The organism is Kitasatospora sp. NPDC043950 (assembly GCF_056435345.1).
In genome coordinates this window covers 24,587-51,499 of record NZ_JBWKER010000051.1, presented here as the reverse complement: position 1 = coordinate 51,499, position 26,913 = coordinate 24,587, and the positions used below count along the sequence as shown (strand labels likewise).

General features: G+C 74.5%; 23 protein-coding genes. 11 read left to right on the top strand and 12 right to left on the bottom strand.

Translation table 11 applies throughout. The features are described from left to right. Positions 1-190 precede the first annotated feature (190 nt). Positions 191-1,843, top strand: coding sequence for a purple acid phosphatase family protein (locus tag AC07BF_RS29235; protein ID WP_478334120.1), 1,653 nt, complete (start codon positions 191-193; stop codon positions 1,841-1,843). A gap of 10 nt (positions 1,844-1,853) precedes the next feature. On the opposite strand, the gene AC07BF_RS29230 is transcribed toward AC07BF_RS29235, so the two are convergent. The 5 genes from AC07BF_RS29230 to AC07BF_RS29210 all read right to left on the bottom strand — a co-directional run bounded on the left by AC07BF_RS29230 (position 1,854) and on the right by AC07BF_RS29210 (position 6,528). After that, the gene (locus AC07BF_RS29230) at positions 1,854-3,311 is read right to left on the bottom strand and encodes a cytochrome P450 family protein (protein WP_363632493.1); all 1,458 of its coding nucleotides are present in this window, start codon (positions 3,309-3,311) and stop codon (positions 1,854-1,856) included. A gap of 85 nt (positions 3,312-3,396) precedes the next feature. Next, positions 3,397-4,014 (bottom strand): GTP-binding protein, encoded by a 618-nt coding sequence (locus AC07BF_RS29225; RefSeq protein ID WP_363587156.1) that lies wholly within the window; start codon positions 4,012-4,014, stop codon positions 3,397-3,399. Beyond that, entirely contained in the window at positions 3,995-4,357 is a 363-nt protein-coding gene (locus AC07BF_RS29220; protein WP_063345928.1) for a DUF742 domain-containing protein, read from the bottom strand. Before AC07BF_RS29220 ends, AC07BF_RS29225 begins: the two co-directional genes overlap by 20 nt. A 132-nt stretch (positions 4,358-4,489) precedes the next feature. Next, positions 4,490-4,876, bottom strand: a complete 387-nt coding sequence (locus tag AC07BF_RS29215; RefSeq protein ID WP_208869028.1) for a roadblock/LC7 domain-containing protein — start codon at positions 4,874-4,876, stop codon at positions 4,490-4,492. 17 nt (positions 4,877-4,893) lie between these two features. After that, positions 4,894-6,528: an ATP-binding protein gene (locus AC07BF_RS29210; protein WP_363587157.1), complete on the bottom strand. Its 1,635-nt coding sequence runs from the start codon at positions 6,526-6,528 to the stop codon at positions 4,894-4,896. A gap of 445 nt (positions 6,529-6,973) precedes the next feature. Here AC07BF_RS29210 and AC07BF_RS29205 point away from each other — a divergent pair, with 445 nt between their 5' ends. The 5 genes from AC07BF_RS29205 to AC07BF_RS29185 all read left to right on the top strand — a co-directional run bounded on the left by AC07BF_RS29205 (position 6,974) and on the right by AC07BF_RS29185 (position 12,571). Further along, a complete protein-coding gene (locus tag AC07BF_RS29205) occupies positions 6,974-7,663 on the top strand; it encodes a Crp/Fnr family transcriptional regulator (RefSeq protein WP_400808018.1) in 690 nt (229 codons plus the stop codon). A gap of 159 nt (positions 7,664-7,822) precedes the next feature. After that, positions 7,823-8,839 carry a hypothetical protein gene (locus tag AC07BF_RS29200; RefSeq protein WP_478334119.1) on the top strand — a complete coding sequence of 339 codons (1,017 nt, stop codon included), beginning with the start codon at positions 7,823-7,825 and terminating at the stop codon, positions 8,837-8,839. Beyond that, positions 8,836-11,040, top strand: a complete 2,205-nt coding sequence (locus AC07BF_RS29195) for a hypothetical protein (RefSeq protein ID WP_478334118.1) — start codon at positions 8,836-8,838, stop codon at positions 11,038-11,040. The genes AC07BF_RS29200 and AC07BF_RS29195 overlap by 4 nt, the downstream gene beginning before the upstream one ends. Further along, positions 11,037-11,996: a hypothetical protein gene (locus tag AC07BF_RS29190; protein ID WP_400808010.1), complete on the top strand. Its 960-nt coding sequence runs from the start codon at positions 11,037-11,039 to the stop codon at positions 11,994-11,996. The genes AC07BF_RS29195 and AC07BF_RS29190 overlap by 4 nt, the downstream gene beginning before the upstream one ends. Next, on the top strand, positions 11,993-12,571 hold the full coding sequence (locus AC07BF_RS29185; RefSeq protein WP_363587162.1) for a Pycsar system effector family protein: 579 nt from the start codon (positions 11,993-11,995) through the stop codon (positions 12,569-12,571). The genes AC07BF_RS29190 and AC07BF_RS29185 overlap by 4 nt, the downstream gene beginning before the upstream one ends. A 61-nt stretch (positions 12,572-12,632) precedes the next feature. Here AC07BF_RS29185 and AC07BF_RS29180 read toward each other — a convergent pair whose 3' ends face one another. Together AC07BF_RS29180 and AC07BF_RS29175 are read right to left on the bottom strand one after the other, a co-directional pair. Further along, positions 12,633-12,989, bottom strand: coding sequence for a response regulator transcription factor (locus AC07BF_RS29180; RefSeq protein ID WP_478334117.1), 357 nt, complete (start codon positions 12,987-12,989; stop codon positions 12,633-12,635). After that, positions 12,986-14,170: a sensor histidine kinase gene (locus AC07BF_RS29175; RefSeq protein WP_363587164.1), complete on the bottom strand. Its 1,185-nt coding sequence runs from the start codon at positions 14,168-14,170 to the stop codon at positions 12,986-12,988. The genes AC07BF_RS29180 and AC07BF_RS29175 overlap by 4 nt, the downstream gene beginning before the upstream one ends. Positions 14,171-14,382: 212 nt before the next feature. Between AC07BF_RS29175 and AC07BF_RS29170 the strand changes: the two genes are divergently transcribed. From AC07BF_RS29170 to AC07BF_RS29160, 3 genes are all read left to right on the top strand, one after another. Then, positions 14,383-15,315 carry an ABC transporter ATP-binding protein gene (locus tag AC07BF_RS29170; RefSeq protein WP_478334116.1) on the top strand — a complete coding sequence of 311 codons (933 nt, stop codon included), beginning with the start codon at positions 14,383-14,385 and terminating at the stop codon, positions 15,313-15,315. A 72-nt stretch (positions 15,316-15,387) separates the two neighbouring features. Continuing rightward, a complete protein-coding gene (locus AC07BF_RS29165; RefSeq protein ID WP_478334115.1) occupies positions 15,388-16,170 on the top strand; it encodes a hypothetical protein in 783 nt (260 codons plus the stop codon). Positions 16,171-16,241: 71 nt separating this feature from the next. Continuing rightward, positions 16,242-18,398, top strand: a complete 2,157-nt coding sequence (locus tag AC07BF_RS29160) for a HEAT repeat domain-containing protein (RefSeq protein ID WP_478334114.1) — start codon at positions 16,242-16,244, stop codon at positions 18,396-18,398. A gap of 63 nt (positions 18,399-18,461) precedes the next feature. Here the strand turns inward: AC07BF_RS29160 and AC07BF_RS29155 are convergent, their stop codons facing one another. After that, positions 18,462-20,831 carry a lamin tail domain-containing protein gene (locus tag AC07BF_RS29155; protein ID WP_400845038.1) on the bottom strand — a complete coding sequence of 790 codons (2,370 nt, stop codon included), beginning with the start codon at positions 20,829-20,831 and terminating at the stop codon, positions 18,462-18,464. A 304-nt stretch (positions 20,832-21,135) separates the two neighbouring features. Here AC07BF_RS29155 and AC07BF_RS29150 point away from each other — a divergent pair, with 304 nt between their 5' ends. After that, on the top strand, positions 21,136-22,587 hold the full coding sequence (locus AC07BF_RS29150) for a WGR domain-containing protein (protein ID WP_363587169.1): 1,452 nt from the start codon (positions 21,136-21,138) through the stop codon (positions 22,585-22,587). Positions 22,588-22,652: 65 nt separating this feature from the next. On the opposite strand, the gene AC07BF_RS29145 is transcribed toward AC07BF_RS29150, so the two are convergent. From AC07BF_RS29145 to AC07BF_RS29135, 3 genes are all read right to left on the bottom strand, one after another. After that, on the bottom strand, positions 22,653-23,660 hold the full coding sequence (locus AC07BF_RS29145; protein WP_363587170.1) for an NADP-dependent oxidoreductase: 1,008 nt from the start codon (positions 23,658-23,660) through the stop codon (positions 22,653-22,655). Between the two features lie 92 nt (positions 23,661-23,752). After that, the gene (locus tag AC07BF_RS29140) at positions 23,753-24,193 is read right to left on the bottom strand and encodes a nucleoside deaminase (RefSeq protein WP_363587171.1); all 441 of its coding nucleotides are present in this window, start codon (positions 24,191-24,193) and stop codon (positions 23,753-23,755) included. Continuing rightward, the gene (locus tag AC07BF_RS29135; RefSeq protein ID WP_363587172.1) at positions 24,190-25,035 is read right to left on the bottom strand and encodes a TIGR03619 family F420-dependent LLM class oxidoreductase; all 846 of its coding nucleotides are present in this window, start codon (positions 25,033-25,035) and stop codon (positions 24,190-24,192) included. The genes AC07BF_RS29140 and AC07BF_RS29135 overlap by 4 nt, the downstream gene beginning before the upstream one ends. 93 nt (positions 25,036-25,128) lie before the next feature. On the opposite strand from AC07BF_RS29135, the gene AC07BF_RS29130 reads away from it, so the two are divergent. Continuing rightward, the gene (locus AC07BF_RS29130; RefSeq protein WP_363587173.1) at positions 25,129-25,575 is read left to right on the top strand and encodes an Lrp/AsnC family transcriptional regulator; all 447 of its coding nucleotides are present in this window, start codon (positions 25,129-25,131) and stop codon (positions 25,573-25,575) included. A gap of 49 nt (positions 25,576-25,624) precedes the next feature. Here the strand turns inward: AC07BF_RS29130 and AC07BF_RS29125 are convergent, their stop codons facing one another. Further along, positions 25,625-26,662 carry an LLM class flavin-dependent oxidoreductase gene (locus tag AC07BF_RS29125; RefSeq protein ID WP_363587174.1) on the bottom strand — a complete coding sequence of 346 codons (1,038 nt, stop codon included), beginning with the start codon at positions 26,660-26,662 and terminating at the stop codon, positions 25,625-25,627. Positions 26,663-26,913: the final 251 nt, after the last annotated feature.

The window sequence follows — 26,913 nt, the reverse complement described above, 5'->3', positions numbered from 1 at the left end:
CCGGGCCCTGTGCCCGACTCCCTGTGCCCGACTCCCTGCGCCCGGCCCCGGCGGAGCCCCCGACCCCTGCCGGGGCCGACGCATGCCCTCCGTCGTACCGGTGGTGACCGTCCGTCATATCGATCGTTTCCGCATGCACATGTCTGTACAGTGCTCCGGGTCGACACCCCCACTCGGCAGGCGGAGCTCCATGACGATCGCACGCAGGTCCATCCTCAAGGGCACATCCGCGGCCGGCGCCGCGCTGGTCGCGGGCGGTGCGGCCGCCCAGCCGGCCGCGGCGGCGGACCCGGAGGCAAGCCCGGACGCGGGCCGGGAGGCGGGGCCCGCCGCGAGCCCGCTGCTGCAGTCCACCCCGCACCGGACCGGGGCGCCCAGCGTGAGCGGGCTGCACCTGCAGTTCGGCACGGACCCGTCCGCCGACATGACGGTCTCCTGGATCACCCCGCAGTCCGTGCGCCGCCCGCAGGTCCGGCTCGGCTCGCCGGACGGCGGCCTCGGCCGTGTCGTCGAGGCGCAGACCCGCACCTACCGGGACGCCCTCGGCAAGGAGGAGGTGTACGTCCACCACGCCCGCCTCACCGGCCTGCGCCCCGCCACCACCTACCTCTACACCGCCGGCCACGACGGCGCGAGCCCCGAGCCGGGCTCCTTCACCACCGCCCCGCGCGGCCGGGCGCCCTTCACCTTCACCAGCTTCGGGGACCAGGCCACCCCCAACCTCCGCCGCCAGGTGGTCTTCCCCGACGGCATGCCGTCACCGCTCGGCAAGTACCCGGTGTTCACCAGCAGCCAGGTCGGCACCCCGCACTCCGCCGACATCGTCGCCGCCGTCGAACGCGTCGGCCCGCTGTTCAACCTGGTCAACGGCGACCTCTGCTACGCCTCCTACAGCGGCCGGCACGGCCAGAGCCGCACGCTGACCTGGGCCGACTGGTTCATCAACAACAGCCGCTCGGCCCGGCTGCGCCCCTGGATGCCCTGCGCCGGCAACGGCGAGAACGAGGCCGGCAACGGCCCGATCGGCGCCCTCGGCTACCAGACCTACTTCGAACTGCCCGACTCCGCGGCCGCCGACGACGCGGAGACCCGGGGCATGTGGTACGCCTTCACGGTCGGCTCGGTGCGCTTCATCAGCCTGGCCAACGACGACGTGGCCATCCAGGACAGCGGCGACCACTATCTGCGCGGCTACTCCGGCGGGGCCCAGCAGCGCTGGCTGGAGCGCGAGTTGCGGTCGGCGCGGAGCAGCCGGGCGATCGACTGGATCGTGGTCTGCATGCACCACCCGATGATCTCCAGCTCGCAGCACGGCGCCGGCAGCGACCTCGGCATCCGCGAGGCCTGGGGCCCGCTGTTCGACGCCTACGGGGTCGACCTGGTGGTCAGCGGCCACGAGCACTACTACGAGCGCTCCCACCCCGTCCGCGGGACCCTGCCCAACGACACCCGCACCCCGGTGCCGTCCGACACCGACCTCCACACGGTCGACACCGGCCGCGGCACCGTCCACATGGTCATCGGCGCCGGTGGCAACGCCGCCACCACCCAGGACGACCTGTTCGGGGAGCCCAAGGGCCGGGTGGTCGTCGCCCTGGAGGACGCGCCGCGCCCGCCGGCCCCGTACCGGCAGTCCGTGTGGCTGACCGAGGACGCCCCGTGGGCCGCCGTCCAGGACCGGCAGCACACCCACGGCTTCGCGGCCTTCGACGTCGACCCCGGCGACCGGCGCGGCGGTCTGACCAGGATGCGGGTGACGTACTACACCTTCGACGGCCCGCACGGGGACCTCACCCCGGTCGACACCTTCACCCTGCAGCGGCCCCGCACCGACCGTCGTTAGGGACGGGCCGTCAGCGCCGGAACAGGCCGGTCAACGCCCGCCACCAGCCGCGGCGCTGCGCCGGGATCCGTACGGCGGCCGGTGCCTCCGCCTCCTCCACCGCCGGCGACTCCGCCGGCGCGGGTTCGGGTGCGGCGACGGCCGCCGGCTCCGGGGCGTCGACCGGCTTGGAGTCGGGGTGCGGCTCGATCTCGCGCGGGGTGAACTCCACCGGCAGCTCCACCAGGTGCCGGGAGATCCAGGCGGAGGTCCAGGTCAGCTCCTCCTCCGGCACGGCGAGCCGAAGGTCCGGCAGGAGGGTCAGCAGGATGTCGATCCCGGCCTCGGCGACGGAGCGCCCGATGTCCTGGCCGGGGCACTCGTGCGGGCCGGCGCCGAAGGAGAGGTGGGAGCGGTTGCCGTACAGCGGGGTGGCCAGGTCGGGCCGGACGACCGGGTCGACGTTGCCGGCCGCGAGTCCGAGCAGCAGCAGGTCACCGGCCCTGATCTGCTGCCCGCCCAGCTCGGTGTCGACGGTCGCCCAGCGGCCGGCCACCAGCGACATCGGCGGGGAGTCCCACAGCACCTGGTCCAGCGCCTCGCCCAGGGTCATCTGACCGCCGGACAGGTGGGCGCGGAACCGGGGGTCGGTGAGCACCATCTTCAGGGTGTCCGCGATCAGGTTGACGGTGGTCTCGTTCGCGGCGAGCAGCACCACCCGCAGGTGCTCCATCACCTCGTCGTCGGTCAGCCCGGCCGGGTGCTCCATCAGCCAGGTGACCAGGTCACCGCCCGGGTCCTCGCGCTTGGCGGCCATCGTCCGGCGCAGGCTCGCCACCACGTACTCGTTGCTGGCGATGGCCGTCTCGGTGCCCTTCATGAGGTCCCGGGCGGCGTTCACCAGCTGTGGTCCGTACTCGTCGGGCATGCCGAGCAGCTGGGTCATGACGAGCATCGGCAGGTGCTCGGCGAACTGGGTGACCAGCTCGGCCCGGCCGGTCTGCCCGACCACCTGGACCAGCTCGGTGGTGAACCGCCGGACGTGGCGGCGCACGCCGCGCCGGTCGAAGCGGTTCAGGCCGTCCAGCACGGCGCCGCGCAGCCGCCGGTGCTCCTCGCCGTCCGCGAACACGCACAGCGGCTGCCAGGCGATCACCGGCATCAGCGGCGAGTCCATCGGGACGTCACCGTCGCGGAACGCCGACCAGAGGCGGGAGTCGCGGGAGAACAGGGACGGCGAGCGCATCGCGGTGATGTTCGCGCCGTGGCCGAGGATCAGCCAGGCCGGGAGGTCCCCGTGCAGCAGGACCGGGGCCACCTCGCCGTGTTCGGCGCGCAGCTTCTCGTACAGGCCCGCCGGGTCGGCCTCGGCCTCCGGCCCGTACAGGCGCCGGACGCCGCCGGGGCCGAACGGTTCGAGGGCGCGCCCGTGGGCCGGGCAGCCGGGCGGCGGGGTGGGGGCGGCGTCATCGGGGAACGGGGTGCTCACGGGCTCTCCGGGGTCGGGTGGGGTCGGCGGGGCGGACGGGGGGTTCGGCTGGCGGGGTGCGCGGGCGGCCCCGGGCGGGCGGTCGTCAGCGGGTGGGCGGGACCGCGAGCTCGTACAGGTACCGCATCAGGGTCATCAGGGTGTCCCGGCTGGACTCGCGGCTGCGCGCGTCGCAGGCCACGATCGGCACCTCGGGCGGCAGGTCGAGGGCGGCCCGCAGCTCGTCGACCGGGTGCGCCGGCGCCTCCGGGAAGCCGTTGACGGCCACCACGAAGGGCACGCCGCGGTCCTCCAGCCTCCCGATCACCTCGAAGCTGACCTCCAGCCGGCGGGTGTCCACCAGCACCACCGCGCCCAGGGCGCCCTCGAACAGGCCGTTCCAGAGGAACCAGAACCGCTCCTGCCCGGGGGTGCCGAACACGTACAGCACGAGCTGGTCGCTGATGCTGATCCGGCCGAAGTCCATCGCCACCGTGGTGGAGGTCTTGCGTTCGACCCCGGTGGGATCGTCCACGCCGACCCCGGCCTGGGTCATGGTCTCCTCGGTGGTCAGCGGGCGGATCTCGCTGACCGAGCCGACCAGCGTCGTCTTGCCGACGCCGAAGCCGCCCACGATCACCACCTTGACCGCCATCGCGACGGAGTCCGGCAGCAGGTCCGAGGCGGCCGGCCCGACCACCGTGTCAGAGCCTTTGAAGTCCATGGATCACCGCCTCCAACAGGGCACGGTCGGGAAGTTCCGCCTTGGGGACGGCGGCGCGGGCCTCGATCCGCCCGTCGTCGAGCAGGTCCGCCAGCAGCACGGTGACGACGCTGGTGGGCAGTTCGAGGTAGGCGGAGACCTCCGCCACCGAGAGCGGCGAGCGGCACAGCCGCAGGATGGCCGCGTGCTCGGGCTGCATGGTGGGCGTCGGCTCCGCGCGGGAGACGATCAGGGTGACCAGGTCGAAGACGCCCGGTCCGGCCGGGCCGCTGCGGCCGCGGGTGATCACGTACAGGCGGGCGGGGTCGGGACCGTCCCACCCGTCCTGGTCGGCCGTCGTCATGTGCCCGCCTCGCTGTGCTCGTTCATGTGCGCACTCCGCGGTGCCGGGTCAGGCGGTCGCGGTCCCGGTCCCTGTCGCGGTCGGGACCGGGACGGCGCACCGGCCGCCGCTGCGTCCGACGCTGCGGCCGGTTCACGCGACCACCTCGGGGTTGCGCGGGGGAGTGGCCAGGTGCTCGCCGATCCGGGCGACCAGGTCGCGCATCTGCTGGCCCACCAGCCCGGCGTCGACTCCCTCGTCGGCGAGCACCGCGAGGTACGCGCGGGAGGCGGCCGCCATCAGGTAGAAGAAGCCGCCGTCCACCTCGATCACCACCAGCCGCATCGAGCCGTCGCCGTGCGGGAACTCCTGCCCCACCGCCGCGGCCAGGCTCTGCAGCCCGGCGCAGGCGGCGGCGAGCCGGTCGGCGGTGTCCGGATCGGTGCCGTGCTGGGCGATCCGGAGGCCGTCGCCGGAGAGCACGACGATGTGGCGGATGTACGGCACGCTGTCTGCGAGGTCCTTGAGGATCCAGTCCATGTTGCTGCGGTGCGGAATCACTGCTCGCCTTTCCCTGCCGTCTCTTCATTGGTCTGACCGGCCGAACTCGCGGCCGGCCCATGGCCGTTGATCCCCTCGGTGAACGCCTCCAGCCAGAGGCCGGGCTGTACCGGCTCCTTGGCGTGACGCCCTCCCGTCCCCGGGGCGGGGCCCGCGGCGGGCCCCGAGGCCGGGTTGCCGTACTGTCCGGCGGTCCGGGCCGATCCGGGGTAGCCCGCCCGGGGGGTGGGCGGGCGGCGCCGCCGTTGCGGCAGGCCGTTCGCGGTGCGCTCGGTCACCACCACCTCGTCGTCCCCCGGGCCCGGCCCGCTCGGCGCCCACGGGCCAGGCGCCCCGAAGGACGGCCCGATGGACGGTCCGACGGACGGCCCCGTCACGCCGGTCGCCGCCGCCCGCGCCCCCCACGGGGCCGCCGACTTGGGCGGGTTCGCCGGGAGCGGCCGGGGGCCGGAGAACGCGCCGATCCCGTGCGCCCGCCCGGTCGGGGGCGCGGTGGTGACCAACTCCTGCGGCACCACCAGCACGACCCGGACGCCGCCGTAGGCGGAGCGGCGCAGCGAGATCTGGAAGCCGTACGCCTGGCACAGTCGGCCGACCACCGCGAAGCCCAGCCGGGGCGACTCGGTGAGGTCGTCCAGGTCCTTGGAGACCTGGGCCTCGCGCAGGCTGCGCTCGGCGCGGATCCGGGCCTCGTCGGTCAGGCCGAGGCCGCCGTCCTCGATCTCGATCGCTATGCCGCTCTGCACCTCGGCGGCGCTCAGGTGCACGTGGGTGTGCGGCGGCGAGTAGCGGGTGGCGTTGTCGAGCAGTTCGGAGACGGCGTGGATCAGCGGCTCGACGGCCGGTCCGATCACCGACACCTGGGCCACCGGGTGCAGGTCCACCCGCTGGTACTCCAGGATGCGCGACATGCCGCCGCGCAGCACGCTGTAGAGCGCCACCGGCCTGGTCCACTGACGGCCGGGGCGGGCGCCGGACAGGACGGCGATGCTGTCGGCGAGGCGGCCGGTCAGCGCGTTGCCGTGGTCCAGGCGCAGCAGGTCGTCGAAGACCGCCGGATCGTTGCCGTGCCGGTCCTCCATCTCGCGCAGGTCCTTGGCCTGCCGGTGGATGATCGCCTGCACCCGGCGGGCGATGTTGACGAAGGCCCGCTCGGCGGAGTCGCGCCGGTTCACCTCGTCGTCGACGGCGACGATGATCCCGCGCACCACCGACTCCAGCGCGCCCCGGAACTTCGGCGCGGCCAGCGGATCGCGTACCTGGTACGACCGGGCCAGGCTGTCCATCGACGCGCCGTACCGGGCCCGGGCCACCAGCCTCGGCAGCTCCTCCTTCGCGAGCCGCACGGCCTCGGCCTCCTGGCCGGCCAGCCGCCGCTGCAACTCGCCCACCTGTCGGGCGTGCTGCTCCCGCAACGCGGCCAGCGCACGCCCCCGGCGGGCCGACTCGGCGGCCACCACGGCCACCAGCACCGTGCCCGTCGCCCCGCACCAGAGCACCTCCGCACGGACCCCGGCGGACACCACCGCCGCGGCGGCCGCCACGGCCGCCGCCATCACGGCGGTGGGCAGCAGCCACCCGAGCAGGGGCGCGGACGGCCGTCTGGCGGGTGATGATCCAGCTCGAAGCATTCTCGGCATCCTCAAACGATCGGAACAGTACGGGGACGGGCGACGGCCGGCGCCGGAGGCATGGTGATGCAGCATAGCCAAGTTCAGGACAATCCTGACGGAAGTTCAAGAATCCAGCTGTACAGCCGACTTGTCCTGCCGTGCCGGACATGCCGGACATCTCGCACACCAGTCTCAGCCCCGGCCGGCCGCCGTCCCGCCACCAGGCTTCTCGCCCCGCCCCGCCCGCACCGCCAACCCGCCCCGGATTCGCTCATGCGAAGGGTTTCTTCGCCAATGCCGCACCCCGAAAGACGAGTTCGTGCTACAGCGCGCCTCCTGCGCCGGCCCCGACCGGACCACCCCCCCCTTCCGGGGACCGCCACCACCGGGGCGCCCAAGGGAAATTCCGGCGGGAGACCGCATCCGTCTGCGCACCCGCCGTGGCGCCTCCTAAGGTCAGCGCATGAACGATCACGGCCGAACGGCGGACCCCCTGGGCCAGACCCTGCGCCGACTCATGGGCGAAGCGAGCTGGAACAGCATGCTGGCGGAGGCCTTCGAGCGCCGGCATCCGATCGGCGCCACCCTGCTGCGCCAGGCGGAGCCCGGAACGCACGTGCTCGCCCTGCTGAGCGGGGTGGCGAAGGTGACCCGGCGGGAGCGCACCGGAGACGTCAGACTGCTGGCGTTCCGCGGCCCCGGTGAACTGCTCGGCGAGGTGGCCGTGCTGGACGACGGGGTCCGTTCGGCGAGCGTCCAGGCGATCTCGGACTGTACGGTCGCGGTCCTCGCCAAGGCCGCGTTCCTGCGGTTCGTCACGGACCGGGACCTGTTCCCGGTGATGGTGCGCTACGCGATCGGCAGGCTGCGGGAGTCGGACCTCGCCCGCAGCGGCGGCGACATCGTGGCCCGGCTGGCGGGCGCCCTGGCCACCCTGGCCGATGTCTCCGCGGACCCGGCGGGGCTGCCGGGGCGGCGCACGGAACTCGCCCTGACCCGCGACGAACTGGCCCAGCACCTCGGGGTGTCCCGGAACACCGTCACCGCGGGCCTGGCCGAACTCGGCTCCCACCAGGTCCACGCCGGACGGAAGTCCATCGTCATCGGCGACCTGTCCGCGCTCCGGCGGGTGGCCCACGGGGCGCGTGACTGACGCGGCGCCGGTCCGTTCGGAAGGTCCGCCGCACGACTGATGCCACGTCAGTTCGTGTGACGGGCGTCACCAGGTTTCCGCACTGAGCGAGCACACCGCACGGCGCGCGCTCGCGAAGCTTGGGGCACACGGTCCGCACCGGAACCACAAGGAGCACAGATGTCGCAGTCCGACCAGCCGATGCCCGAGGCCAGCGCCCTGCCCTACAGCCGGAGCCGCCAGCTGCCGCCGTACCGGGGCATCGTGGCCGTCGACGCCAAGGACTTCACCGGCTACCCGGCCATCGAGCACGGCATGATCAGCCAGGCCGTCCCGCAGATCCTCCAGTGGTCCTTCGAGCGCGCCGGGCTCGCCGAGGTCTGGCACGGTCGCCGGTTCCCCGCCTCCACCGGCGACGGCTACGTCTTCGGCTTCGACCCGGCATGGATGCCGTTCCTGATCCACCCGTGGCTGCACACCCTCCAGGAGGTGCTCACCGAGTTCAACGTGAACTCGGTCGGGACGGTGCGGATCCGGCTGCGGGTCAGCCTCCACATCGGGCCGCTGCCCGACTCCGGCGGCGAGTTCGACGGCAACGGCACGCCCCGCAACGACACCCACCGCCTGCTCGACTCCCGCCCGGTGAAGGCCATGCTGGCCGCCTCCAACGAGAGCATCACCCAGGTCGCCGCCATCCTGTCCGACCGCTGCTACGACGACGCGGTGGCGGGCGGATTCACCGGCCGCCACCCCGACCACTTCATCGAGGTGCCGGCCACCGTCGAGGGCAAGCGGTTCGACCAGCGGGCCTGGCTGTACGTACCCGCGCCCTCGGGCAACCTCTACGACCGCCGCATCCTGGGCGACACCGTGGTCGGGGAGCACGAGCGGGCGCAGGCCGCGGCGGCGGAGCCGGCGGCCGGGCAGGCGGACGGTGGTCGCGTGGGGAGCGGGCCGGTGAGCTACCGGGCCGACCGCGGAAACGTCAACGGCGGCGGCACGGTGCACGGCGGCCAGCACGTCACCAACGTGGAGGGCGGCCAGCAGGTCACCAAGGTGCGCGGCGACTACGCCGGGCGCGACTTCGTGCGCGGCGACTCCTTCGGGGGCGACTACGTGGCGGGCCACAAGGCCGGTACGGTCCACGGCAACCAGGGCGACACCTTCCACGGTGACAAGAAGGAGCGCCGCCGGTGAGCGCCGGGGACCAGTCCTCCGCCGCTGGCGCGTCCGGCGGCGGCCCGTCCGGCGACCGCCCCGGCGACCCGACGCCCGACCGGGACGAGACCGCGTCCGGATATCCGGACCCGGACGACGCCGACGACTTGGCCGACCTCGACCGGGACTTCCCCGACCGGCGCTATGTCATCTACGCCCCGAACGGCAACATCAACACCGGCGCGGTGCACGGGGACCAGCGCGTCGAGAACGCCGGCGCGACGTCCGCCCCGGGGGGCCCGCACGTGGAGGCGCACGAAGGTCCGATCTCCGCACTGGAGATCCTGGACGCGCGGGCCGGCTTCGCCCGGCCCGAGTGGTTCTCGTCGGCACTGCGGCAGTTGGACACCGGCCTGCTGTTCCTGGCGGGCGAGCCCGGTACCGGGCGCCGCACCGCGGCCCTCAACCTGCTGTTCCAGCACAGCGGGCACAGCACGAAGCTGCGCGCGCTCGACAGCGACGAGGACCTGTCCACCTGGCGCCCCCGCGACGCCGAGGCCCGCGGGTACCTGGTGCACGGCCTGCTGCCCACCCTCCAGCTCGGCCCGGCGGTGGTCGCCAACCTCCGCCGCCTGCTGGCGGACGCGAACGCGCGCATGGTGGTCATGCTGCCGCACGACCCGGACCTGCTCCGCAGCCTCGCCCGCGACCTGGACCTCACCCCGGTGCGCTGCGTGCCCCCGCCGCCCGGCGCGGTCTTCGAGGCCCGTCTGGAGGCTGCCGTCCCCGACCCAGACCGGCGCCGACACCTGCTGGAGCGGCTGCGGCCGGGGCTGGACGACCTCCTGGCGTCGGAACTGGTCCCCGCCCAGGTCGCCGAACTGGTCGCCGAGGTGGCCAGGGCCGGCGACGAGGGCCCCGACCTCGCCGATCTCCGCAGGCGGCTCAGCTTCCTCGCCGAGAAGGAAGTCCCCGACCTGCTGAAGAAGTTGCGCGACGACCCGGACGGACTCGCCTTTCTGCTGGCGACCAGCGTCTTCGAAGGACTCGACCACCGGATCGTCCGGGACGAGGCCGACCGCCTGCTCAAGCTGGCCGACGGCCGTCTCGACGCCGTCCTGCCGACGGGCGGCGACGACGGCCAGACCGGTGGGGTGAGCCGGGAGGCCCCCCGCCCGAACCCGCGGTTCGTCTTCCGGCGGTCACTGGACGAACTCCTGGCGACCGTCCGCGCCGAGTGCGCGCCCGGCGAGATCCGGGCGACCTCCCGCTACACCTACACGGTGGAACCGGTGCGCTTCACCCGGCACCGCCAGGCCGAGACGGTGCTGCGGCACGTCTGGCGGCAGTACGGCGAGCTGTCCGGGCTGCTGACCGAGTGGATGGACGCCGTCCCGGGTACGGACCCCGAACTGGCCGCGCCCCTGGGCCGGGTGATGGGACTGGCCGCCGGCTGGGGCGGCGGCCGGCGCGCCCTGCGCGACATCGTCAAGCTGGCCCGGTCCGACCGTCAACGCAGCCGCCGCACCGCCGCGTTCGCGCTGGGCATCGCGGCGCTGGACCCGGTGCTGGCCGGAGAGGTCAAGTACCGCCTGAGGAACTGGAGCCACGAGGTCGGCTGGCAGGCGCGGTCCACGGTCGCCTACGCCTGCGGCGAGGAATTCGGGACGTCCCGCCCGGAGCTCGCGCTGTCGCTGCTGCGGGGGTGCTACCGGGGGCGGGAGGGAGACGAGAGGGCGGTCGCCACAGCCGTCGACGCGGCGTTGTGGGAGCTCTTCGCCTCAGGTAACCAGCCGGTCGTCCTGCGCGAATTGATGGACTGGACGGACCGCCCGGGGCGCGGGGCCGAACTCGCGCTCCGGACCTTCCCCCGACTGCTGTGGGACCGCGCCTGGTTCCAGGCCCAGTTGATCACCGTCGGCGAGTTCACCGACACCGTGATCACCTTCATCCGGCTCTCGCTCAACGACGACGACCTCTTCGGCGAGACGCGCAGCGCACTGCTCTCCTGGTGCGCTTCGGCGGTCTGGAACGAACCGCTGCGCGCCGCCGTGGAAACGCTGCTGACCGCGCTCGCCCAGGAGATGAGCCTCGGTGAAATGCGCCTGTTCGTCGAGATCGACGGCGACGACAACCCCGACCTGGCCGGACGGCACATCGTCCAGCACGCCCTGGACGCCTGGCGCCGGGGCGAACCGCAGCCGTACCGGCCCGCCCCTGCCGATGGAGGAGCCCGATGACCGCCGACAGTGATCCGCCCGTCTACGCCCGCGCGACCCAGGCGCCGTGGCGGGAGATCCTGCGCCACCGCTGGTCCGGGCGGCGCGACCGCGCGCTCGTCCTGCTGGACCGGGACGGGCTCTACCACCAGGTGGGCCACCGCCGCCGCGCCCGCGCCGATGAGGACCCGGACCTGGAGGGCCCGGTGGCCGTCCGGGCGGGCCTGCGCGGATTCGACGAGGCGTACCTGGTCGAGCTGGACGAGCGGTCCGGGACCCGGGCGGTCGGCCTGTCGACCCCGTACGGCACGAAGTCGGTGGACGTCCACGTCCTGTGGTGGGTGCACGACGCCGTGAACGTCGTGCGGGCGCGGACCGTGCGGGGCTGGCTGCCGGTCCGCAAGGATCTGGAACAGCGTCTGCGCCAGCTCAAGGAGCAGTTCGCCACCGCCGGGCACGGGCTGACCGAGGCCGAGCTGATGCACTACCTCGCGACGCCCCACCTCCTGCCGCACTGCGGCCTCGGCTACCGCGTCACGGACGTGTCCGCCCGGGAGCACGACGCCGAACTGCGGCTCGGGGAACCGGACGGGGCCGACGTGCCCTACAACTGGATGGACAAGAGCGAGGACGAGTACGCGTTCTGCCGCCGGGCCGTTCAGGAGGGCCCGGTGTCGCTTGCGGCACTCTGGCTGGCCAGACACCCGGACCAGGTCCGGGAGGTCCTGGACTGGGCGGTCGGCCATGCCGAACTGCTCCGGGGTGAGACCACCTGGCAGGACCAACTGGCTCTCATGCTCGGCAAGTTGAGCGAGCAGGAGAGGCAGGAGCTGTCCCGGATGCTGCGCGACCGCCTCATCGCGCTCGGACGGCGGGTGCCGGGCCCCGGGCCGCAGGGCGCCGGGCCGGAGTTCGTCAAGATCCGCTCGCAGGCCAACGGCTGGGCGGGCGGCGTGGCGAACGGGAGCCCGGTGTGACCGCCGCCGGCATACCCGGCGGCCGGGCGCCGACCGCACCGACCGCCGCCTCTACCGCCGCCTCGGACGCCGCCCCGAGCCCGTCGGCGGTGGCGGCGATCGAGCGCCTGGTGGCCGCCAACAGCATGGAGCTCACCCGGGCCGACGCCAAGGCCGCCGTGTTCCTGGCGTTCACCGGTGCGGTCCTCGGGGTGTTCATCCCGCTGGGCGGGGGCGGGAGCGGCGGCGGATCCGGGCCCCGGGACTGGGCGGTGCCGTTCCTGTGGTGGAGCGCGGTGGCGAGCGCGCTGCTGGCCGTCGCCTGCTTCGTGGCCGCCCTCGTTCCCCGGTACCGGAAGGGCGAGCGGCAGGCCCCGGCCAGCCCGGCCTACTTCGGGCACATCGCGCCGGGTGCCGGGGTGGACCGGCTGCGCCGTGTCTTCGAGCTCGGGGGCCGTGATCCGGTGGGGGCGCTGTTGTCCTCGCTGGCCGGGACCAGTGCGATCATCCGGGCGAAGTACCGCTGGATCGAGGCCGGTACCGCCGTGCTGCTCCTCGCGCTGCCCCAGTTCGCACTGACCCTCCGGCCGGTCTGAGGCCGGTCTGAGGCGCGGTCCCGTCCACGGCCCGTCCCAGGGCTCCTGGGGCGGGCGGCCGTCAGGATTCGACGAGGGCTGCGCGGTAGGCGGTGATCACCAGGTGCACGCGATCCCGGGCGGCGAGCTTGGCCAGCAGGTGGCCGACGTGCGTCTTGACCGTGCCGGTGCTGACGGACAGCTGCTCGGCGATCTCGGCGTTGGTCAACCCGCGACCGATCAGCGTCAGCACCTCCAACTCCCGCCCGGTGAAGGCGCGCAGGACCCGCTCCCGCTCGCCGCCGCCGGGCGCGGCGCTCGCCGGCTTGGCGGCGGCCACGATCCCGGCCAGACCCGCCCGCACCAGGGTCTGGTCGTCGGCCACCACGACCCGGATCGGCGGGCCGACGGGCGCCCCGGTCACGACGTCTCCCGTCATGAGGTCTCCCGCCCGCCCGGGTCGGCCAGCGGCAGCACGGCACGCACCCGGAACCCGCCGCCCGGCAGCGGCCCGACCTCCAACCGGCCCTCGTACAGCCCGACCCGCTCGGCCATCCCCGCCAGTCCGTGCCCGCCGACCCCGACCGGCCCGCCGCGCCCGGCGTCGCTCACCTCCAGCACCAGCGCCTCCTCCTCGAACTCCACGGCGACCCGCGCCTCGGCCGTGTGCGCGTGCTTCACCACGTTGGTCAGCGCCTCCTGGACGATCCGGAACGCGGACAGCTCGACCCCGTCGGACAGCTCCCGGACCACGCCGCCGACCCGCAGCTCCACCCGCACCCCGGCCTCGGCGCTGCTCGCCACCAGCCGGTCCAGATCGGCCAGCCGGGGCGCGGGCGCGAGCCCGGCCCCGTCGGCGCCGCGCAGGACGGTCAGCAGGCCGCGCATCTCGACCATCGCGTCCCGGCTCACCGCCTGGATCGCGGCCAGCGCCTGCTCGGCCTGCGCCGGATCCCGCCCGATCACGAAACGACCGTACCCGGCCTGGACGTTGACCACGCTCATGCTGTGCGCGATCACGTCGTGCAGCTCCCGGGCCAGCCGGATCCGCTCCTCGGCCAGCTCCGCCGTGGCCAGGTCGACCTGGTGTCGGCGCAACTCGGCGCCGTACGCCCGGTAGCGGGCCACCGCGCAGCCGAGCGCCCACGCGGTGACGACCCCCAGCGCGGACAGCACGAGGTTGTTCCACAGCTCCCGCGACCCGAACCGGCTCAGCCCGGCCCCGACCAGGCCGAACGCCAGGACGGTGAGACCCAGCCGCATCGGCCCGGCGGCCGCGACCAGGTAGACGACCATCGCCGCCGCGACCACCACCAGGAACCCGGCCAGGTTGGCGATCGTCAGCTGCCCGGCCACCGCGACCACCACTGCCCAGGCGGCGAACACCACCCCGGCCGCAGCCGTCGGCGCGAGCCGGCGCAGCCCGGCGGTCGCGCCCACCGCCACCACACACACCAGCACCGTCACCAGCTCCGCCGACGTCGGCTTCGGGTAGCCGCGGTGGTGCGGGTCGAACACCCGGTAGGCGTCCAGCACCCGGAACCAGGTGAGCACGGTCAGGGCCAGCGAGACCGTCAGGTCGACCGCGACCCAGTGGCCCGGGCGCAGCCTCCTGGTCACCGGCGGATGCGGAGCACAGGGCATTTCCCCAGGTTAGCGGCGGCCCCCGCGCCCGGCATCGCCCTGTGGGCCTACGACCACGGGCAGAGGCCGGCCCCCGCCGAACGTCGTGATTTCCGCCCACGGCGGGACGCCCCGCCCCGGGCCCGGGCGGGAGCGTGGAGCCCGCATCGGCCCCCTCGGCCGACCAGGAGACCCGGAAAGGCACCACGATGATCGAGGTACGCGACCTCACCAAGCGCTACGGCGGCGCCGTCGCCGTGGACGGGCTGACCTTCACGGTCCGGCCGGGACAGGTCACCGGCTTCCTCGGGCCGAACGGCTCGGGCAAGTCCACCACGCTGCGGATGATCCTCGGCCTGGACGCCCCGACCAGCGGGCGAGCGACCGTCAACGGCCGGCCGTACGCGGCCCTGCGCCACCCGCTGCGGGAAGTCGGGGCGTTGCTCGACGCCGGCGCCGTCCACCCTGCCCGCTCCGCCTACCACCACCTGCTCGGCATCGCCGTCACCAACGGCATCGGGCCGGCCCGGGTCCGCGAGGTGCTGGCCCGCACCGGCCTGGAACAGGCGGCCCGCCGCAAGGCCGGGCGGTTCTCCCTCGGAATGAAGCAACGCCTCGGCATCGCCGCCGCCCTGCTCGGCGACCCGCCCGTCCTGCTGCTCGACGAACCGGTCAACGGGCTCGACCCGGAGGGCGTGCACTGGATCCGCACCCTGCTGCGCGACCTGGCCGCCGAGGGCCGGACCGTCCTGCTCTCCTCGCACCTGATGAGCGAGACGGCCGCCACCGCCGACCACCTGGTGATCATCGGGCGCGGCCGGCTCGTCGCGGACCGCCCCACCGCCGACTTCCTCGCCGAGAACGCGCGCACCGACGTCCTGGTCCGCTGCGCCCGGCCGGCCGAACTGGCCCGACTGCTGCGCGCCGCCGGAGCCGCCCCGGTCACCGAGGAGTCCGGCGGGGCACTGGCCGTCGGCGGCCTGGAACCGGCGGCGATCGGCGAGCTGGCCGCCGTGCACGGCCTCGGCGTCCACGAACTCACCGTCCGGCAGGCCTCGTTGGAGCAGGCGTTCCTGGACGCCACCGGCGAGGCCGTCGACTACCGCGCCACCACCGGTACGTCCGGAAGGCGGACCGCATGACGGCCACCACCACTACGTCCGGAAAGAGGACCACATGACCGCCCCCGCCAGTACGTCCGGAAAGAGGACCACATGACCGCCCTCACCACCCGAGGCGCGCTGGCCGGAGAGTGGGTCAAGCTGCGCAGCGTCCGCGCGACCCCGCTCACCGCCGTCGTCGCGCTCGCCGCCGCCCTGTTCATCGGCCTGATCGACTACGGCAGCGCCGCCGACAACTGGGACGTCTGGACGGCCGTCCAGCGCGAGCGCTTCGACCCCGTCCGCTACGGCTTCTCCGGCGGCTTCTACGTCGCCGTCCTGGCGATCGGCACGCTGGGCACCCTGGCCGCCTCCAGCGAGTACACCACCGGCCAGATCCGCAGCACCCTGGCCGCCGTGCCCCGGCGGGGCCAGGTGCTCGCGGCCAAGGCGCTGGTGGTCGGCGGGGTGTCGGCGCTGCTCGGGCAGTTGCTGGCGTTCCTGACCTTCCTGCTCGGCCGACGGGCCCTGGCCGGGAAGCACCTGGCGGTGTCGCTCGGCGACCCGGGCGTGGCGCGCGCGGTCGTCGGCTGCGGCGTGTTCCTGTCCGTCTTCGCCCTGCTCGGCCTGGCGCTCGGCTTCCTGGTGCGCCACACCGCGGGCGCCGTCGCCGTGCTGTTCGGCCTGTTCTTCCTCTCGCCGATGCTGCTGGCGCCGCTCGGTGACGGCGCCACCCGGTTCGGCCTGCAGAGCGCCTTCGAGGGCCTGGGCAGCACCGTCGCCTCCGCGGGCGGCACCAACCGGCTCGGCGCGGCCGGCTGCCTGGCCACCCTCGCCGGCTACCTCGCCGTCGCCCTCACCCTGGCCGCCCTCAGCCTGACCCGCCGGGACGCCTGACCCTCTCGCCGGGACACCTGAGCAGTGCGGGACACCTGAGCACTGTCGGTGGCGGCTGCGATGATCCGCCCATGGACCTCGCCCACGCCCTCGACGGACTCGACGCCCACCCCTGGGCGTCCGTCTCGCACGCCTACGGACCCGCCGAAGACCTGCCCGGCCTGCTGCGCGCGCTCGTCGCCGGCGGCGAGCAGGCCGAGGAGGCGCTCGCCGAGCTCTACTCGTGCATCCTCCACCAGGGCTCGGTGTACACCGCCAGCGCGGACGCCGTCCCCTATCTGGCCCGGATCGCGGCGGCCGGCTGCGGGACGGTCGAAGTCCTGGGCCTGCTCGGCGGGTTGGCCGAGAGCGAGGGCGAGTGGGGCGGAGCGCGGGACGGGGAGCGGGAGGGCGGCGGGGAGGGCCCGCCCGCTCCCGTCCGGGCCGCCGTCGTCGGCCAACTCCCGCTGCTGCTGCCGCTGCTGGCGGACGGGAGCGCCGGCGTCCGGCAGGCCGCCGCCTGGGCCGTCGGCCAGACCAGGGCCGTCGAGCCCGCCCTGCCCGCGCTGCGCCGCCGCTGGGCGAGCGAGACCGACCCCGTCGTCCGCGGTGAACTGCTCACCGCCCTCGGCCGGTTGGACCGGTCCGCAGCCGCCGCCGAGGCCGGGCCGCTGCTGGGCGAGGACACGCCGGCGCCGCTGCGCCTGGCCGCCGTCCTCGCCGGGTTGGACGCGGGCGAGCCGTGGACCGGCGCCCACCACGCCGCCGTCCTCGCCTTGCTGCCCGCCGACCCGGTCGCCGCAGACCGGTACGACCTGGACCGCCGGGAGCCGTTGCGCGCGATCACCGAGGAACTGCTGCTGCGCGAGACGCCCGCCGACCGCGACGCCGCCTACACCCTGCTCGACCGGGCCCTGCGCGACGAGCGCCCCGAGGCCGTCTGGGCGGCCGACCACGCCTGCCAGCTGTCCCGCAGCGCGCCCCGGCGGCTGCTCCCGGCGCTCGCCCGGCTCGTCGCCGACCCCGACGTGGTGCACCTGCTCGGCAACCTCGGCCCGGCCGCCGCCGAGGCCGCCCCCGGGCTGGCCGCCCGGGCCGCGCAGGCCGAGGACGGGCCCGCCGACCAGGCCCTGGCCGCGCTCGTCCTGATCGCGCCCCGGACGGCGGCCCCGCTGCTCGCCCGTGCGCTGGGCCGGCGCCCGCGCGCGCTGGAGGCCGCCGCCGGGCAACGGGCCCCTGCCGACGCGCCGTTCCCCTTCGACCCCGAGCTGCTCGCTGCCGTCCGCGTCCGGCTGACGGCCGAGCAGCTCGGCGGGAACGAGCACCACCAGCTGTTCCGCCTGGTGCGCCAGTGGGGCCGCGCGGCCGCCCCGGCTCTGCCCGAGCTGTGCGCGGCGCTGCCGCACCGCCCGGAAGCGGCGGACGCCGTCGCGGCCGTCGCGGTGGACGGCCCGGCGGCGGAGCGTGACCGCGCTGCCGCCGCGCTGCGGGAGGTGCCCGGTTCCGTCGCGGCGGCCCGGGCGCTGTACGACCTCACCGGTGATCCCGAGACACTGCTCGGGGCACTCGCCGACCGGCTCGCGGCCGGCCCGTACGCGGTCGCCGAGGCCGCCCGGGCCGCCGCAGGCCTGGGCGCCGAGGCCCTCTCGCTGGCCCCCGCCCTGCGCGCCGCGCTCAGCGCCGGAGGCGCGCCCGACACTTCCCCGGTGCCCGACACCTCTCCGGTGCCCGACACTTCCCCGGTGCTGGAGGCCGACCTGGCGGTGGCCGACGCGCTGTGGCGGATCACCGGGGACGCGGCCGAGGTCGTCCCGATCCTGGACGGCGTCCTGCGGCGCGCCGATGACGGGGCGTGGTTCGACCGGACGGCCGTCCGCGCGGCCCGCGTCGCCGCCCTCCTCGGGCCGGCCGCCCGCCCGCTCACCGCCAGGCTCGACGGGCTGCTCGCCGACCGGGTGAAGGCCCCGGCCGCCGTGCTGGCCCTCCTCGCGGTGGCCGACGGCGCCGCCCTCGACCGCGGCCGTCTGGCCGAGGCCGCCCTGTGTGCGGCCGAGACCGAGTCGGACCTCCGGGGCGCGGGCGAGGCCCTGGCGGCCCTGGGCACCACCGCCCTGGACGACGGTCAGCGCCGCCGCCTCGCGGACCTCGCCGGGCGCGACCGCCGGATCGTCGGGGGCTGCTTCGCGGGCGCCGGCATCCGTGACGACGAGGCCCTGCGCGCCCTGCTGGCCGCCGTGGCCGGAGGCTGAACGGCGAACGCGGTGCCGGCCTCCCCGTCCGGCGGGAGGCCGGCACCGCGCCGGTGTCGTGCGTCAGGGCAGCGGGATCCGCACGACCTGCGGGTCGTGGTCGCTCAGCTGGGTGCTGAACTCGCTGTTAATGTGCACGATGTCGTAGCTGTACGGCTTCGCCGCCAGCGCGCCGGAGATGAGGATGTGGTCGAGCACCTGGGAGTTGCCCTCGTACACGTAGGTGTAGCGCTCGGGCAGCGGCAGGGTGCGCGGCAGGTCGGTCAGCGAGCCGCCGGCGGTGAGGATGTCGGCGGTCTGCGAGAACTCGAAGTCGTTGAGGTCGCCGAGCACGATGACCGCCGCGTTCGGGTCCACCGCCAGGATCTGGTCGGTGAAGTTCTTCACCGCCGTCGCCTGGTTGTGGCGCTGGGTCTCGGACGGGTGCGCGGGCGGCTGGTAGCGGCCGAACAGGGGCTGGTCGCCGCCCTTGGAGTTGAAGTGGTTGGCGATCACGAAGACCGGCTTGCCGTTCCAGCGGAACTCGCCGGCGAGCGGCTTGCGGCTGGAGTTGAACGCGGTGTTGGTCGGGTCGATCCGGCCGGGGGAGTAGGCGAGTTGGGGCGTGCCGCCGTTGTTGACCACCGAGTCGGCGGTGGTGGAGCCGGCGCCGGGGCGGTCGGTGAAGCTCAGGCCGCGGTCGGTGCGGAACAGGAACACCTGGCGGATGTTGCCGCCGGGCTGGCCGCCGTCCTGGCCGTCCACCGGGTCGATCTGGCGGTAGGAGTAGGCCGGGCCGCCGGCCGCCGAGATGGCGGCGGTGAGCTTGGCGAGGGTCTGGTCGGGGGCGGTGGTGCCGTCGTCGGTGGGGCCGCTGTTGTCCTGGATCTCCTCCAGGGCGACGAGGTCGGGCGAGCGTAGGTTGGTGACGATGCCCGCCGCGAGGCCGTCGAACTTGCTCTGCGGGTCGGCGGGGGAGAGGTTCTCCACGTTGAAGGTGGCGGCGGCGAGCTGGCCGGCCGTCGGGGCGGCGGTGACCTCGGGGGCGAGGTTGCCGGAGGTGACCGCCGGGGTCGTGGTGACCTGGAGCTTGAAGGTGCCGAAGGAGTAGTCGAGCACGCCGACGGTCGCGCCGGTCAGGGTGTCGCCGACGTTGGCGGCGGGGGTGGGCGCGAGCGCGTTCGCCAGGGTCACCCGCTCCGGGTTGCCGTCGCCCGCCTGGAGCAGGATGCCGCCCCGGTTGGTGCGGGTGGTGCTGCCCTGGGGCACGACGGGGAGTTCGCCGTACTTGTTGCTGGGACCGACCACGGCCGCGTTGTCGATCTCGACCCGCATGCCCTCCAGCGAGGCCCAGAAGTCGATGCCGTCGGTGGCGGGTTGGTAGTTCCCGGCGGTCTCGACGTCCCCGCCGGTGACGCTGGAGATCACCGCTGCCGGGGGCACCCGCCCGCCGGGGCCGACCAGGGTGGGCGCGGGCAGCGGCGCGTTGTGGGCGAGCACCGTGACGCTGGGCGCGGTGAGTTCGGTGATCGACAGGTTGGTGGTGCCGCCGCTGCCGCCGGGGCGGTACTGGCTGACGGTGGCGCTCACGGTGACGGAGTCGCCGACCGCGACGGTGGGCGCGCCGGCGGTGTAGACGTAGACGCCCTCGCTGGTGCCGGGGTCGTTGTCGGGCTGCGGGTCCTGGTACCAGAAGCCGTTGGGCCCGACGGCGGTGACCACGCCGGGCACCGCGCTCACGGCGCTGCCGGCGAGCGGGGAGGTGCGGGCCGCGCCCTGGATGTCGTGTATTCGGGCGCCGGTGGTGGTGCCGCCGCCGGTGGACGCGGAGTTGCGCGGCGTCGGGGCGCCGATGGTGAAGTCCGCCGCGTTGTTGTCGGTGTCGGTGGCGCCGCCGCCGACGCGCAGGGCGGCGGTGGCGTTGGACAGGTTGCCGGTCGGCGAGCCCTCGGCGGAGCTGGCGCCCGACCCGTAGCCGACCAGGTCCTTCACCCCGGGCTGCGTCGCGCAGCCCGAACCGCAGGTCAGCGCCGTGCCGTTGGTGACCAGCGCGACCTTGCCGGAGGTCGCGGCCAGGTTGAGGGTCCCGGTCGCGTCCGGCGTCGGCAGCGCGGCTCCCGTCCCGGCCCCGGCGGCCTCCTGCACCAGGAGGAAACGCCCCGGCGCGATCGTGCCGGACAGCGTGGTCCGCCCCCAGGACGTGCCGCCCGCCGAGGCGTACTGCACCGTCCAGCCGGTCACGGACACCGGCGCGGTGCCGCGGTTGTACAGCTCGATGAAGTCGTTGGCGTACGGGGCGCCGGAGTTGCCACCCCCGCCGTACACCTGGCTGATCACCACGTCGGGTGACGCCGCCTGGGCGACGCCGCCGGGCAGCGCCAGCAGCGCCCCCACCACGGCTGCGGCGGACGCCCCCGCCATCGCTCTGCGCCGGACTCGCTGGGTACTCCGCATGAGCTTCCTCCTGACGGCCGCTCGGGCTGGTGGGCCCGGCGGTCTGAGCACGGACAAGAAAGTTCGGGCGCTGCGGTTCTAGCAACGCCACCCGATCCCTACCGTGCGCGGCGGGCGACGGCCAGATGTACGGCGGAAGAATGGTTCGTGAGGCGACAAGTGGGAGGCGGGGTTCCGGGCAGCCCGGCGGGACGCGTTGTCAGTGCCGGGCCTTAGGTTGGGGGTTGTCGGCGAGCGGGGCCGCGAACAGGCCCCGCCCCGCCTCCCGTCTCCGTTGCCCGAGAACCCGAAAGGGGACTTCGTCGTGTCCGTCGCCGTGGAAGAGCAGGTCACCTACCTCGAACTGTCCGAGGAGGAGGGGAGCGCGCACAAGTTCTACGAGGTGCGGCTCGCCGGCAGTACGGTGACGGTCCGCTACGGGCGGATCGGCGAGGAGGGGCAGGCCAAGTCCACCAGCTTCCCGAGCGCCGAGAAGGCCGCCGCGTCGGCGGCCAAGAAGATCGGCGAGAAGGTCCGCAAGGGCTACGCGCCGGCCGTCCAGGGCGTGCGCCAGCACCGGGCGGTGACCAGGCGGCAGCTCGTCAGCACCCGTTCGACGGCGAACCAGGCGCCGCTGCTGTGGCGGTTCCGCTCCGGCTCGCCGGCCTTCGGCGTCTTCGTCGGCGAGGAGCACGCCTGGGTCGGCAACGAGCGCGGCGACGTCTACACCCTCACCCACGACGGCGAGGTCACCGCCCGGTTCGGCCTGCCGGACGGCGTCAAGTGCATCGTCGCCGACGACTGGTGGATCTACGCGGGCTGCGACGACGGCAAGGTGTACGACCTGGGCGGCAAGGTCCCCCGGGTGGCGTACGAGATAGCCGAGGACGTGGACATCTTCTGGCTCGACATCCACGACGGCGTCCTGGGCGTCGCCGACGAACGCGGCGGGCTGACCACCGTCGACCACGAGGACGAGTTCCAGTGGCGCCGCAAGGCCGAGGGCCGCTCCGGCTGGATGGTGCGCTGCGACGCGGACGGCGTCTACCACGGCCACTCGCGCGGCGTCGCCCGCTACGCGGCGCGCGGCGGCGACCAGGTGTGGCACACCGCGACGAAGGGCGAGGTGCTGTTCGGCTGGCAGGAGGCCGACGAGGTGTTCGCCGGCACCGGGCGCGGCTGGGTGCACCGGCTGCGCAAGTCGGACGGCTCCGAGGTCGCCGCCTACCGCTGCGACGCCGCCGTGTTCTCCTGCGCGGCCTCCCCGGACGGCGAGTACGTCTTCGCCGGGGACAACCACTCCTCGGTGTACTGCTTCGCCGCCGACGGCACCCGGCTGTGGAAGCTCGCCACCGGCTGCGGCTCCGCGTACAGCATGCAGTACCGGGACGGCCGGCTCTACCTGGTGACCACCGACGGCTCGCTCGCCTGCCTGGACGCGAGCGAGCAGGCCGTCCGGGCGGCCGAGGCCGGGACGCTGCCGGCCACCGCCGAGGTGCTCGACGCGGGCTGGGAGGCGGTGCGGCCGGGCACGGCCCTGGAGACGGTGGTCGTCGGCACCGGCGGCCTGCCCGGCGGCGGGATCGAGGTCGAGTGCGTGCAGGACGGGGCCCGGCTGCGGGTGCGGGTGGTGTCGGCGGGCTTCGACCCGGGCCGGCGGGTGCAGTTCCCGAAGGACATCCGGGTCGCCGGGGCGCGGTACCTGGTCGCCGAGGTGCGGGAGTCCGCCTCGGGCGGCTTCTACCGGGCGCGCGGCGAGATCAAGCGTCTGCTCTGAACGCCCCCGGTGCGGCGGCGGCGGACGCCCGTCGCCGCCGCACCGGGCCCGGCTCAGGCCGGAGTTCAGCTCAGCCGCAGCACCAGCTTGCCGGTGTTCTCCCCGCGGAAGAGCATTCCGAGGACCGCCGGGAAGTCGTCCACCGTCCCCTCCACCACGTGCTCCTTGACCTTGATCCGGCCGTCCCCGATCCAGCCCGCGAGCTCCCGGGCCGCCTCCGGGTAGCGGGGCGCGTAGTCGAACACCACGAAGCCCTCCATCCGGGCCCGCCGCACCAGCAGTGACAGGTAGTTGGACGGGCCCTGCACGGCGGTCTCGTTGTTGTACTGGCTGATCGCTCCGCAGAGCACCACCCGGGCGTGCATCGCGAGCCGGGTGAGCGCGGCGTCCAGGACGTCCCCGCCGACGTTGTCGAAGTACACGTCGATGCCGTCGGGCGCGTGGTCGCGCAGCGCCTTGCGGACGTCCTCGGAGTGGTAGTCGATCGCCGCGTCGAAGCCCAGTTCCCCGGTGAGCAGCGCGCACTTCTCGGGGCCGCCCGCGATGCCGACCACCCGGCAGCCCTTGATCCTGGCGATCTGCCCGACCAGGCTGCCGACGGCCCCGGCGGCGCCGGAGACCACCACGGTCTCGCCCTCCTTGAGCGCCCCGACGTCCAGCAGCCCGAAGTAGGCGGTCATCCCGGGCATGCCGAGCGCGCCGAGGTACGTCGACAGCGGCGCGAGCGCGGGGTCGACCTTCAGCGCGCCCTTGCCGTCCGAGACCACGTACTCCTGGACGCCGAAGCTGCCGACCACGTGGTCGCCGACGCGGAACTTCGGGTGGTCGGACTCGACGACCTCGACCACGGACCCGGCCCGCATCACCTCGCCCAGCCCGACCGGCGGCAGGTAGGACGGCCGGTCGTCGAGCCACCCGCGCATCGCCGGGTCCAGCGACACGTACCGCGTCCGCCCCACGAACTGCCCGGGCCCGGCCGCCGGCACCGGCTCCGACCCGTGTGCCCAGTCCTCCGCCCGCACCTCCCCGACCGGACGGCGGGCGAGGCGGATCTGACGGTTGGTCGCGGTCATGACGTCTCCTGGGGGCGCGCGGGCCTGCACTGGACGCCCGAGTCTAAGCAAGCGCTTAGTCATCTGACCAGTGCCCGCCCGGCGCGTCGACGTCAGCGGCCTGGCCGGTAGTAGGCGTCGAGGGGTGCGCGCGCCTCGTCGAACAGGGCCGGGCCGTCCTGGGCCACCGTCGGCCAGGCGCCCGCCTGCGGGTTGAGCTCGACGAGTTGCTCGGTGGAGAGCGCGAAGACCACCCGGCCGAGGCCGGAGCGGACGATGCCGCCGGCGCACATGCCGCAGGGCTGGCAGCTGGTGTAGAGGGTGGTGCGCGCGGCCAGGTCCGGGTCGAGTTCGCGGGCCGCCCAGCGGGCGAGCTTCAGCTCCGGGTGGGCCGTGATGTCGTCGTCGCGCCGCACCGTGTTGTGCGCCTCGGCGAGGATCGCGCCGTCCGGGCCGGCCAGCAGGGAGCCGTACGGTGCGTCGCCCAGGGCGACCGCCCGGGCCGCGAGGGCGACGGCGCGCCGCAGGAGGGTTTCGTCGGCCAGGGTGATCACGGGCGGGCCTTCCATTGGGTGGCCACGGTGGTGAGCGCCCGCCAGGCCGCGCGGGGCCGACGGGTCTCCTCCGGATCGCCGTGGTAGGGGTCGAGGACGACGGTGTCCGCGCCGAGCAGCCGCAGCTGGTCGAGGTCGTCGAGGACCTGCTCGACGGTGCCGACCCCGGCGGGCCGCTCGGGATCGTCGACCGGCGCCTCGGTGATCCGCAGGGCGATGCGGGGGGAGAACCCCGGTAGCGAGTGCTCCGCCAGGATCGAGCGCATCAGGGGCAGGGGCAGCCGCAGCGGGTGCCAGGCGTCGCCGAACCTGACCGCGCGTCGGATCGCCGCCCCGCTGTGGCCGCCGACCCAGACGGGCGTCGGGGCGGCGTGGCTCCCGGTCCCCGTCCCCGTCCCCGTCCCCGGAGTCTCCGGACGCCAGGCGTCCCGCAGCACGCCCAGGTACTCGTCGGTCAGCCGGCCGCGCGCGGCGAACGGCACGCCGAGCGCGTCGAACTCCTGCCGCGCCCAGCCGACGCCCACCCCGAGGACGAACCGGCCGCCGCTGAGCCGGCTGAGGTTGGCGGCCAGCCGGGCCGTCAGCAGCGGGTGCCGGTAGGGCAGGATCAGCACGCTCGTGCCCAGCCGCAGGTCCGTGGTGAGGCCGGCCAGCCAGGACAGCGTGGTGAACGGCTCGTAGAACGGCTCCGGGTACCGCACGGACACGTCCGGGGTGATGGTCACGTGGTCCGACAGCATGAGGAGGTCGAAGCCGAGCCCCTCCGCGGTCCGCGCCCATTCACGCAGCACGCCGGGGTCCGTCCCGGGCCCGAAGTTCGGTACGTTGACGCCAAGTTGCATGGACCGAGGCTATCCCGGTGATCATGGCCGGCGGAACCGAACCATCCCGGTGATCACTGCCCTGTGCCGTGGTTCTGCCGGTAGAATCGCGGAATGGCCGTGAATCTCGACGACGTCGACTGGCAGATCATCGGACAGCTGCAACGGGAGGCCCGGATCTCCCTCAGCGAGCTGGGGCGGCGGGTGAACCTCAGCTCGTCCGCCACCACGGAACGGGTGCGGAACCTGGAGGCGCTGGGCGTCATCACCGGCTACCACGCCGCGGTCGACCTGGCCAAGGTCGGCTATCCCGTGCTCGCCGTCGTCCGGCTGAAGTACCCGGGCAACCGGCACGAGCCGCTGCGCCGGCTGCTCGCCGAGCGGCGGGAGCTCCTGGAGTGCCTGCGCACCACCGGCGACGACTGCTACACCCTCAAGGTCGCCGCGACCTCCATGGAGCATCTGGAGACGCTCGTGGACGAGCTGGCCGGCTTCGGCAGCACGACCACGAGCGTCGTCTACAGCCAGACGCTGCCCACCCGCGGCCCCGCCCGGCCCTGAGTCGCCGTGCCCTGAGTCTCCGTGCCCCGCTGCGCGCGAGGCCGCCGGGTCAGCCGCGCCCGGTCGAGGGCTGCCAGCCGAGGGCGGGGCCGAGGCGGGTGGCGAGGTCGGTGAGGATCTGCACGTAGTCCTGGTGGTCGAAGGTGAAGGGCAGGGCGAAGGCGACCTCGTCGACCTCCTGGTAGCCGGCGTGGGCGTGCAGCCGCTCGGCGATCTCCTCGGACGGGCCGACCAGGTCGGGCGCGAACACCATCCGGGCCGGGCCCTGCGGGGCGAGGGTGCGCGGGGTGCGGGCGAGGGCGTACGCCTGGTACTTGGCGCGCTGTTCGGGGGTGGCGCCGTCGGTGGGGATGACGACGAGGCCCTGGGAGACGCGGGCGCGCTCGCCGTCGGGGTGCTGGGCGCGGAAGGCGCGGATCTGGGTGCGCTGGATCTCGGCGAAGTCCTCGGACTCCCCGGGCTCCCCGGCCTTGACGATGCTGCTGGTGAGCAGGTTGAGCCCGTGCTCGCCGGCCCAGCGGGCGGAGCGCAGGCTGCCGGCGCCGTACCAGAGCCGGGAGGCGAGGCCGGGGGAGTGCGGCTGGACCCGGCGGGAGTACACCTCGATGCCCTCGGTGCCGGCGAAGTCGGAGGCGGGTTCGCCGCGGACGAGGCCGAGGAGGCGCTCGGCGCGGCCGGTCCCGAAGTCCTCGTGCTCGCCGGTGTCGGGGTAGAGCGTGCCGCGGACCCGGTCGTAGTGGGTGGGCGGGCCGACGCTGAAGCCGGGGTTGAGGCGGCCACCGGACAGGATGTCGACGGTGGCGAGGTCCTCGGCGAGGCGCAGCGGGTTCTCCCAGCCGAGCGGGGTGACGGCGGTGCCGAGGTGGATGCGGCTGGTGCGCTGGGAGGCGGCGGCGAGCACGGCGACGGGGGAGGAGATCCCGTACTGGAGGTGGCGGTGGCGCAGCCAGGCGCTGTCGAAGCCGAGCTGCTCGCCGAGGGTGATGAGGTCGAGGGTGGACTCGTGGCCCCGGCGCGGGTCGGCTTCGTCGAACAGTCCGATGGTCAGGAAGCCGAGTTTCCGCAGCGGTCGTGGGGTCGGCGGCATGGTGGGTGGCTCCGGGTGGTGTGAGGCGGCCCCGGGAGGGCCGGGCGGGTGGTGCCCGTCGAACGTACGCAGGCGGCTCGCGTCCCCACAAGATCGGCGCGGGATCGGACATCGGCGCGCAACACGGCGCAATCCCGTCTCCACATCGACCCGGTACGGGGCGGGGGGGGGGGGGGGGGGGGGGGGGGGGGGGGGGGGGAGGGGAGGGGGGGGGGGGGGGGGGGGGGTGGGGGGGGGGGGGGGGGTTGGTG

What these genes read in the sequence shown, in the direction of transcription:
- AC07BF_RS29165 (WP_478334115.1), top strand. Translation starts at nt 15,388, where the DNA reads ATGACCGCCCTCACCACCCGAGGCGCGCTGGCCGGAGAGTGGGTCAAG.
- AC07BF_RS29235 (WP_478334120.1), top strand. Translation starts at nt 191, where the DNA reads ATGACGATCGCACGCAGGTCCATCCTCAAGGGCACATCCGCGGCCGGC.
- AC07BF_RS29225 (WP_363587156.1), bottom strand. Translation starts at nt 4,014, where the DNA reads ATGGACTTCAAAGGCTCTGACACGGTGGTCGGGCCGGCCGCCTCGGAC.
- AC07BF_RS29170 (WP_478334116.1), top strand. Translation starts at nt 14,383, where the DNA reads ATGATCGAGGTACGCGACCTCACCAAGCGCTACGGCGGCGCCGTCGCC.
- AC07BF_RS29205 (WP_400808018.1), top strand. Translation starts at nt 6,974, where the DNA reads ATGAACGATCACGGCCGAACGGCGGACCCCCTGGGCCAGACCCTGCGC.
- AC07BF_RS29220 (WP_063345928.1), bottom strand. Translation starts at nt 4,357, where the DNA reads ATGACGACGGCCGACCAGGACGGGTGGGACGGTCCCGACCCCGCCCGC.
- AC07BF_RS29130 (WP_363587173.1), top strand. Translation starts at nt 25,129, where the DNA reads ATGGCCGTGAATCTCGACGACGTCGACTGGCAGATCATCGGACAGCTG.
- AC07BF_RS29215 (WP_208869028.1), bottom strand. Translation starts at nt 4,876, where the DNA reads ATGGACTGGATCCTCAAGGACCTCGCAGACAGCGTGCCGTACATCCGC.
- AC07BF_RS29155 (WP_400845038.1), bottom strand. Translation starts at nt 20,831, where the DNA reads ATGCGGAGTACCCAGCGAGTCCGGCGCAGAGCGATGGCGGGGGCGTCC.
- AC07BF_RS29160 (WP_478334114.1), top strand. Translation starts at nt 16,242, where the DNA reads ATGGACCTCGCCCACGCCCTCGACGGACTCGACGCCCACCCCTGGGCG.
- AC07BF_RS29210 (WP_363587157.1), bottom strand. Translation starts at nt 6,528, where the DNA reads ATGCTTCGAGCTGGATCATCACCCGCCAGACGGCCGTCCGCGCCCCTG.
- AC07BF_RS29145 (WP_363587170.1), bottom strand. Translation starts at nt 23,660, where the DNA reads ATGACCGCGACCAACCGTCAGATCCGCCTCGCCCGCCGTCCGGTCGGG.
- AC07BF_RS29125 (WP_363587174.1), bottom strand. Translation starts at nt 26,662, where the DNA reads ATGCCGCCGACCCCACGACCGCTGCGGAAACTCGGCTTCCTGACCATC.
- AC07BF_RS29190 (WP_400808010.1), top strand. Translation starts at nt 11,037, where the DNA reads ATGACCGCCGACAGTGATCCGCCCGTCTACGCCCGCGCGACCCAGGCG.
- AC07BF_RS29180 (WP_478334117.1), bottom strand. Translation starts at nt 12,989, where the DNA reads ATGACGGGAGACGTCGTGACCGGGGCGCCCGTCGGCCCGCCGATCCGG.
- AC07BF_RS29135 (WP_363587172.1), bottom strand. Translation starts at nt 25,035, where the DNA reads ATGCAACTTGGCGTCAACGTACCGAACTTCGGGCCCGGGACGGACCCC.
- AC07BF_RS29200 (WP_478334119.1), top strand. Translation starts at nt 7,823, where the DNA reads ATGTCGCAGTCCGACCAGCCGATGCCCGAGGCCAGCGCCCTGCCCTAC.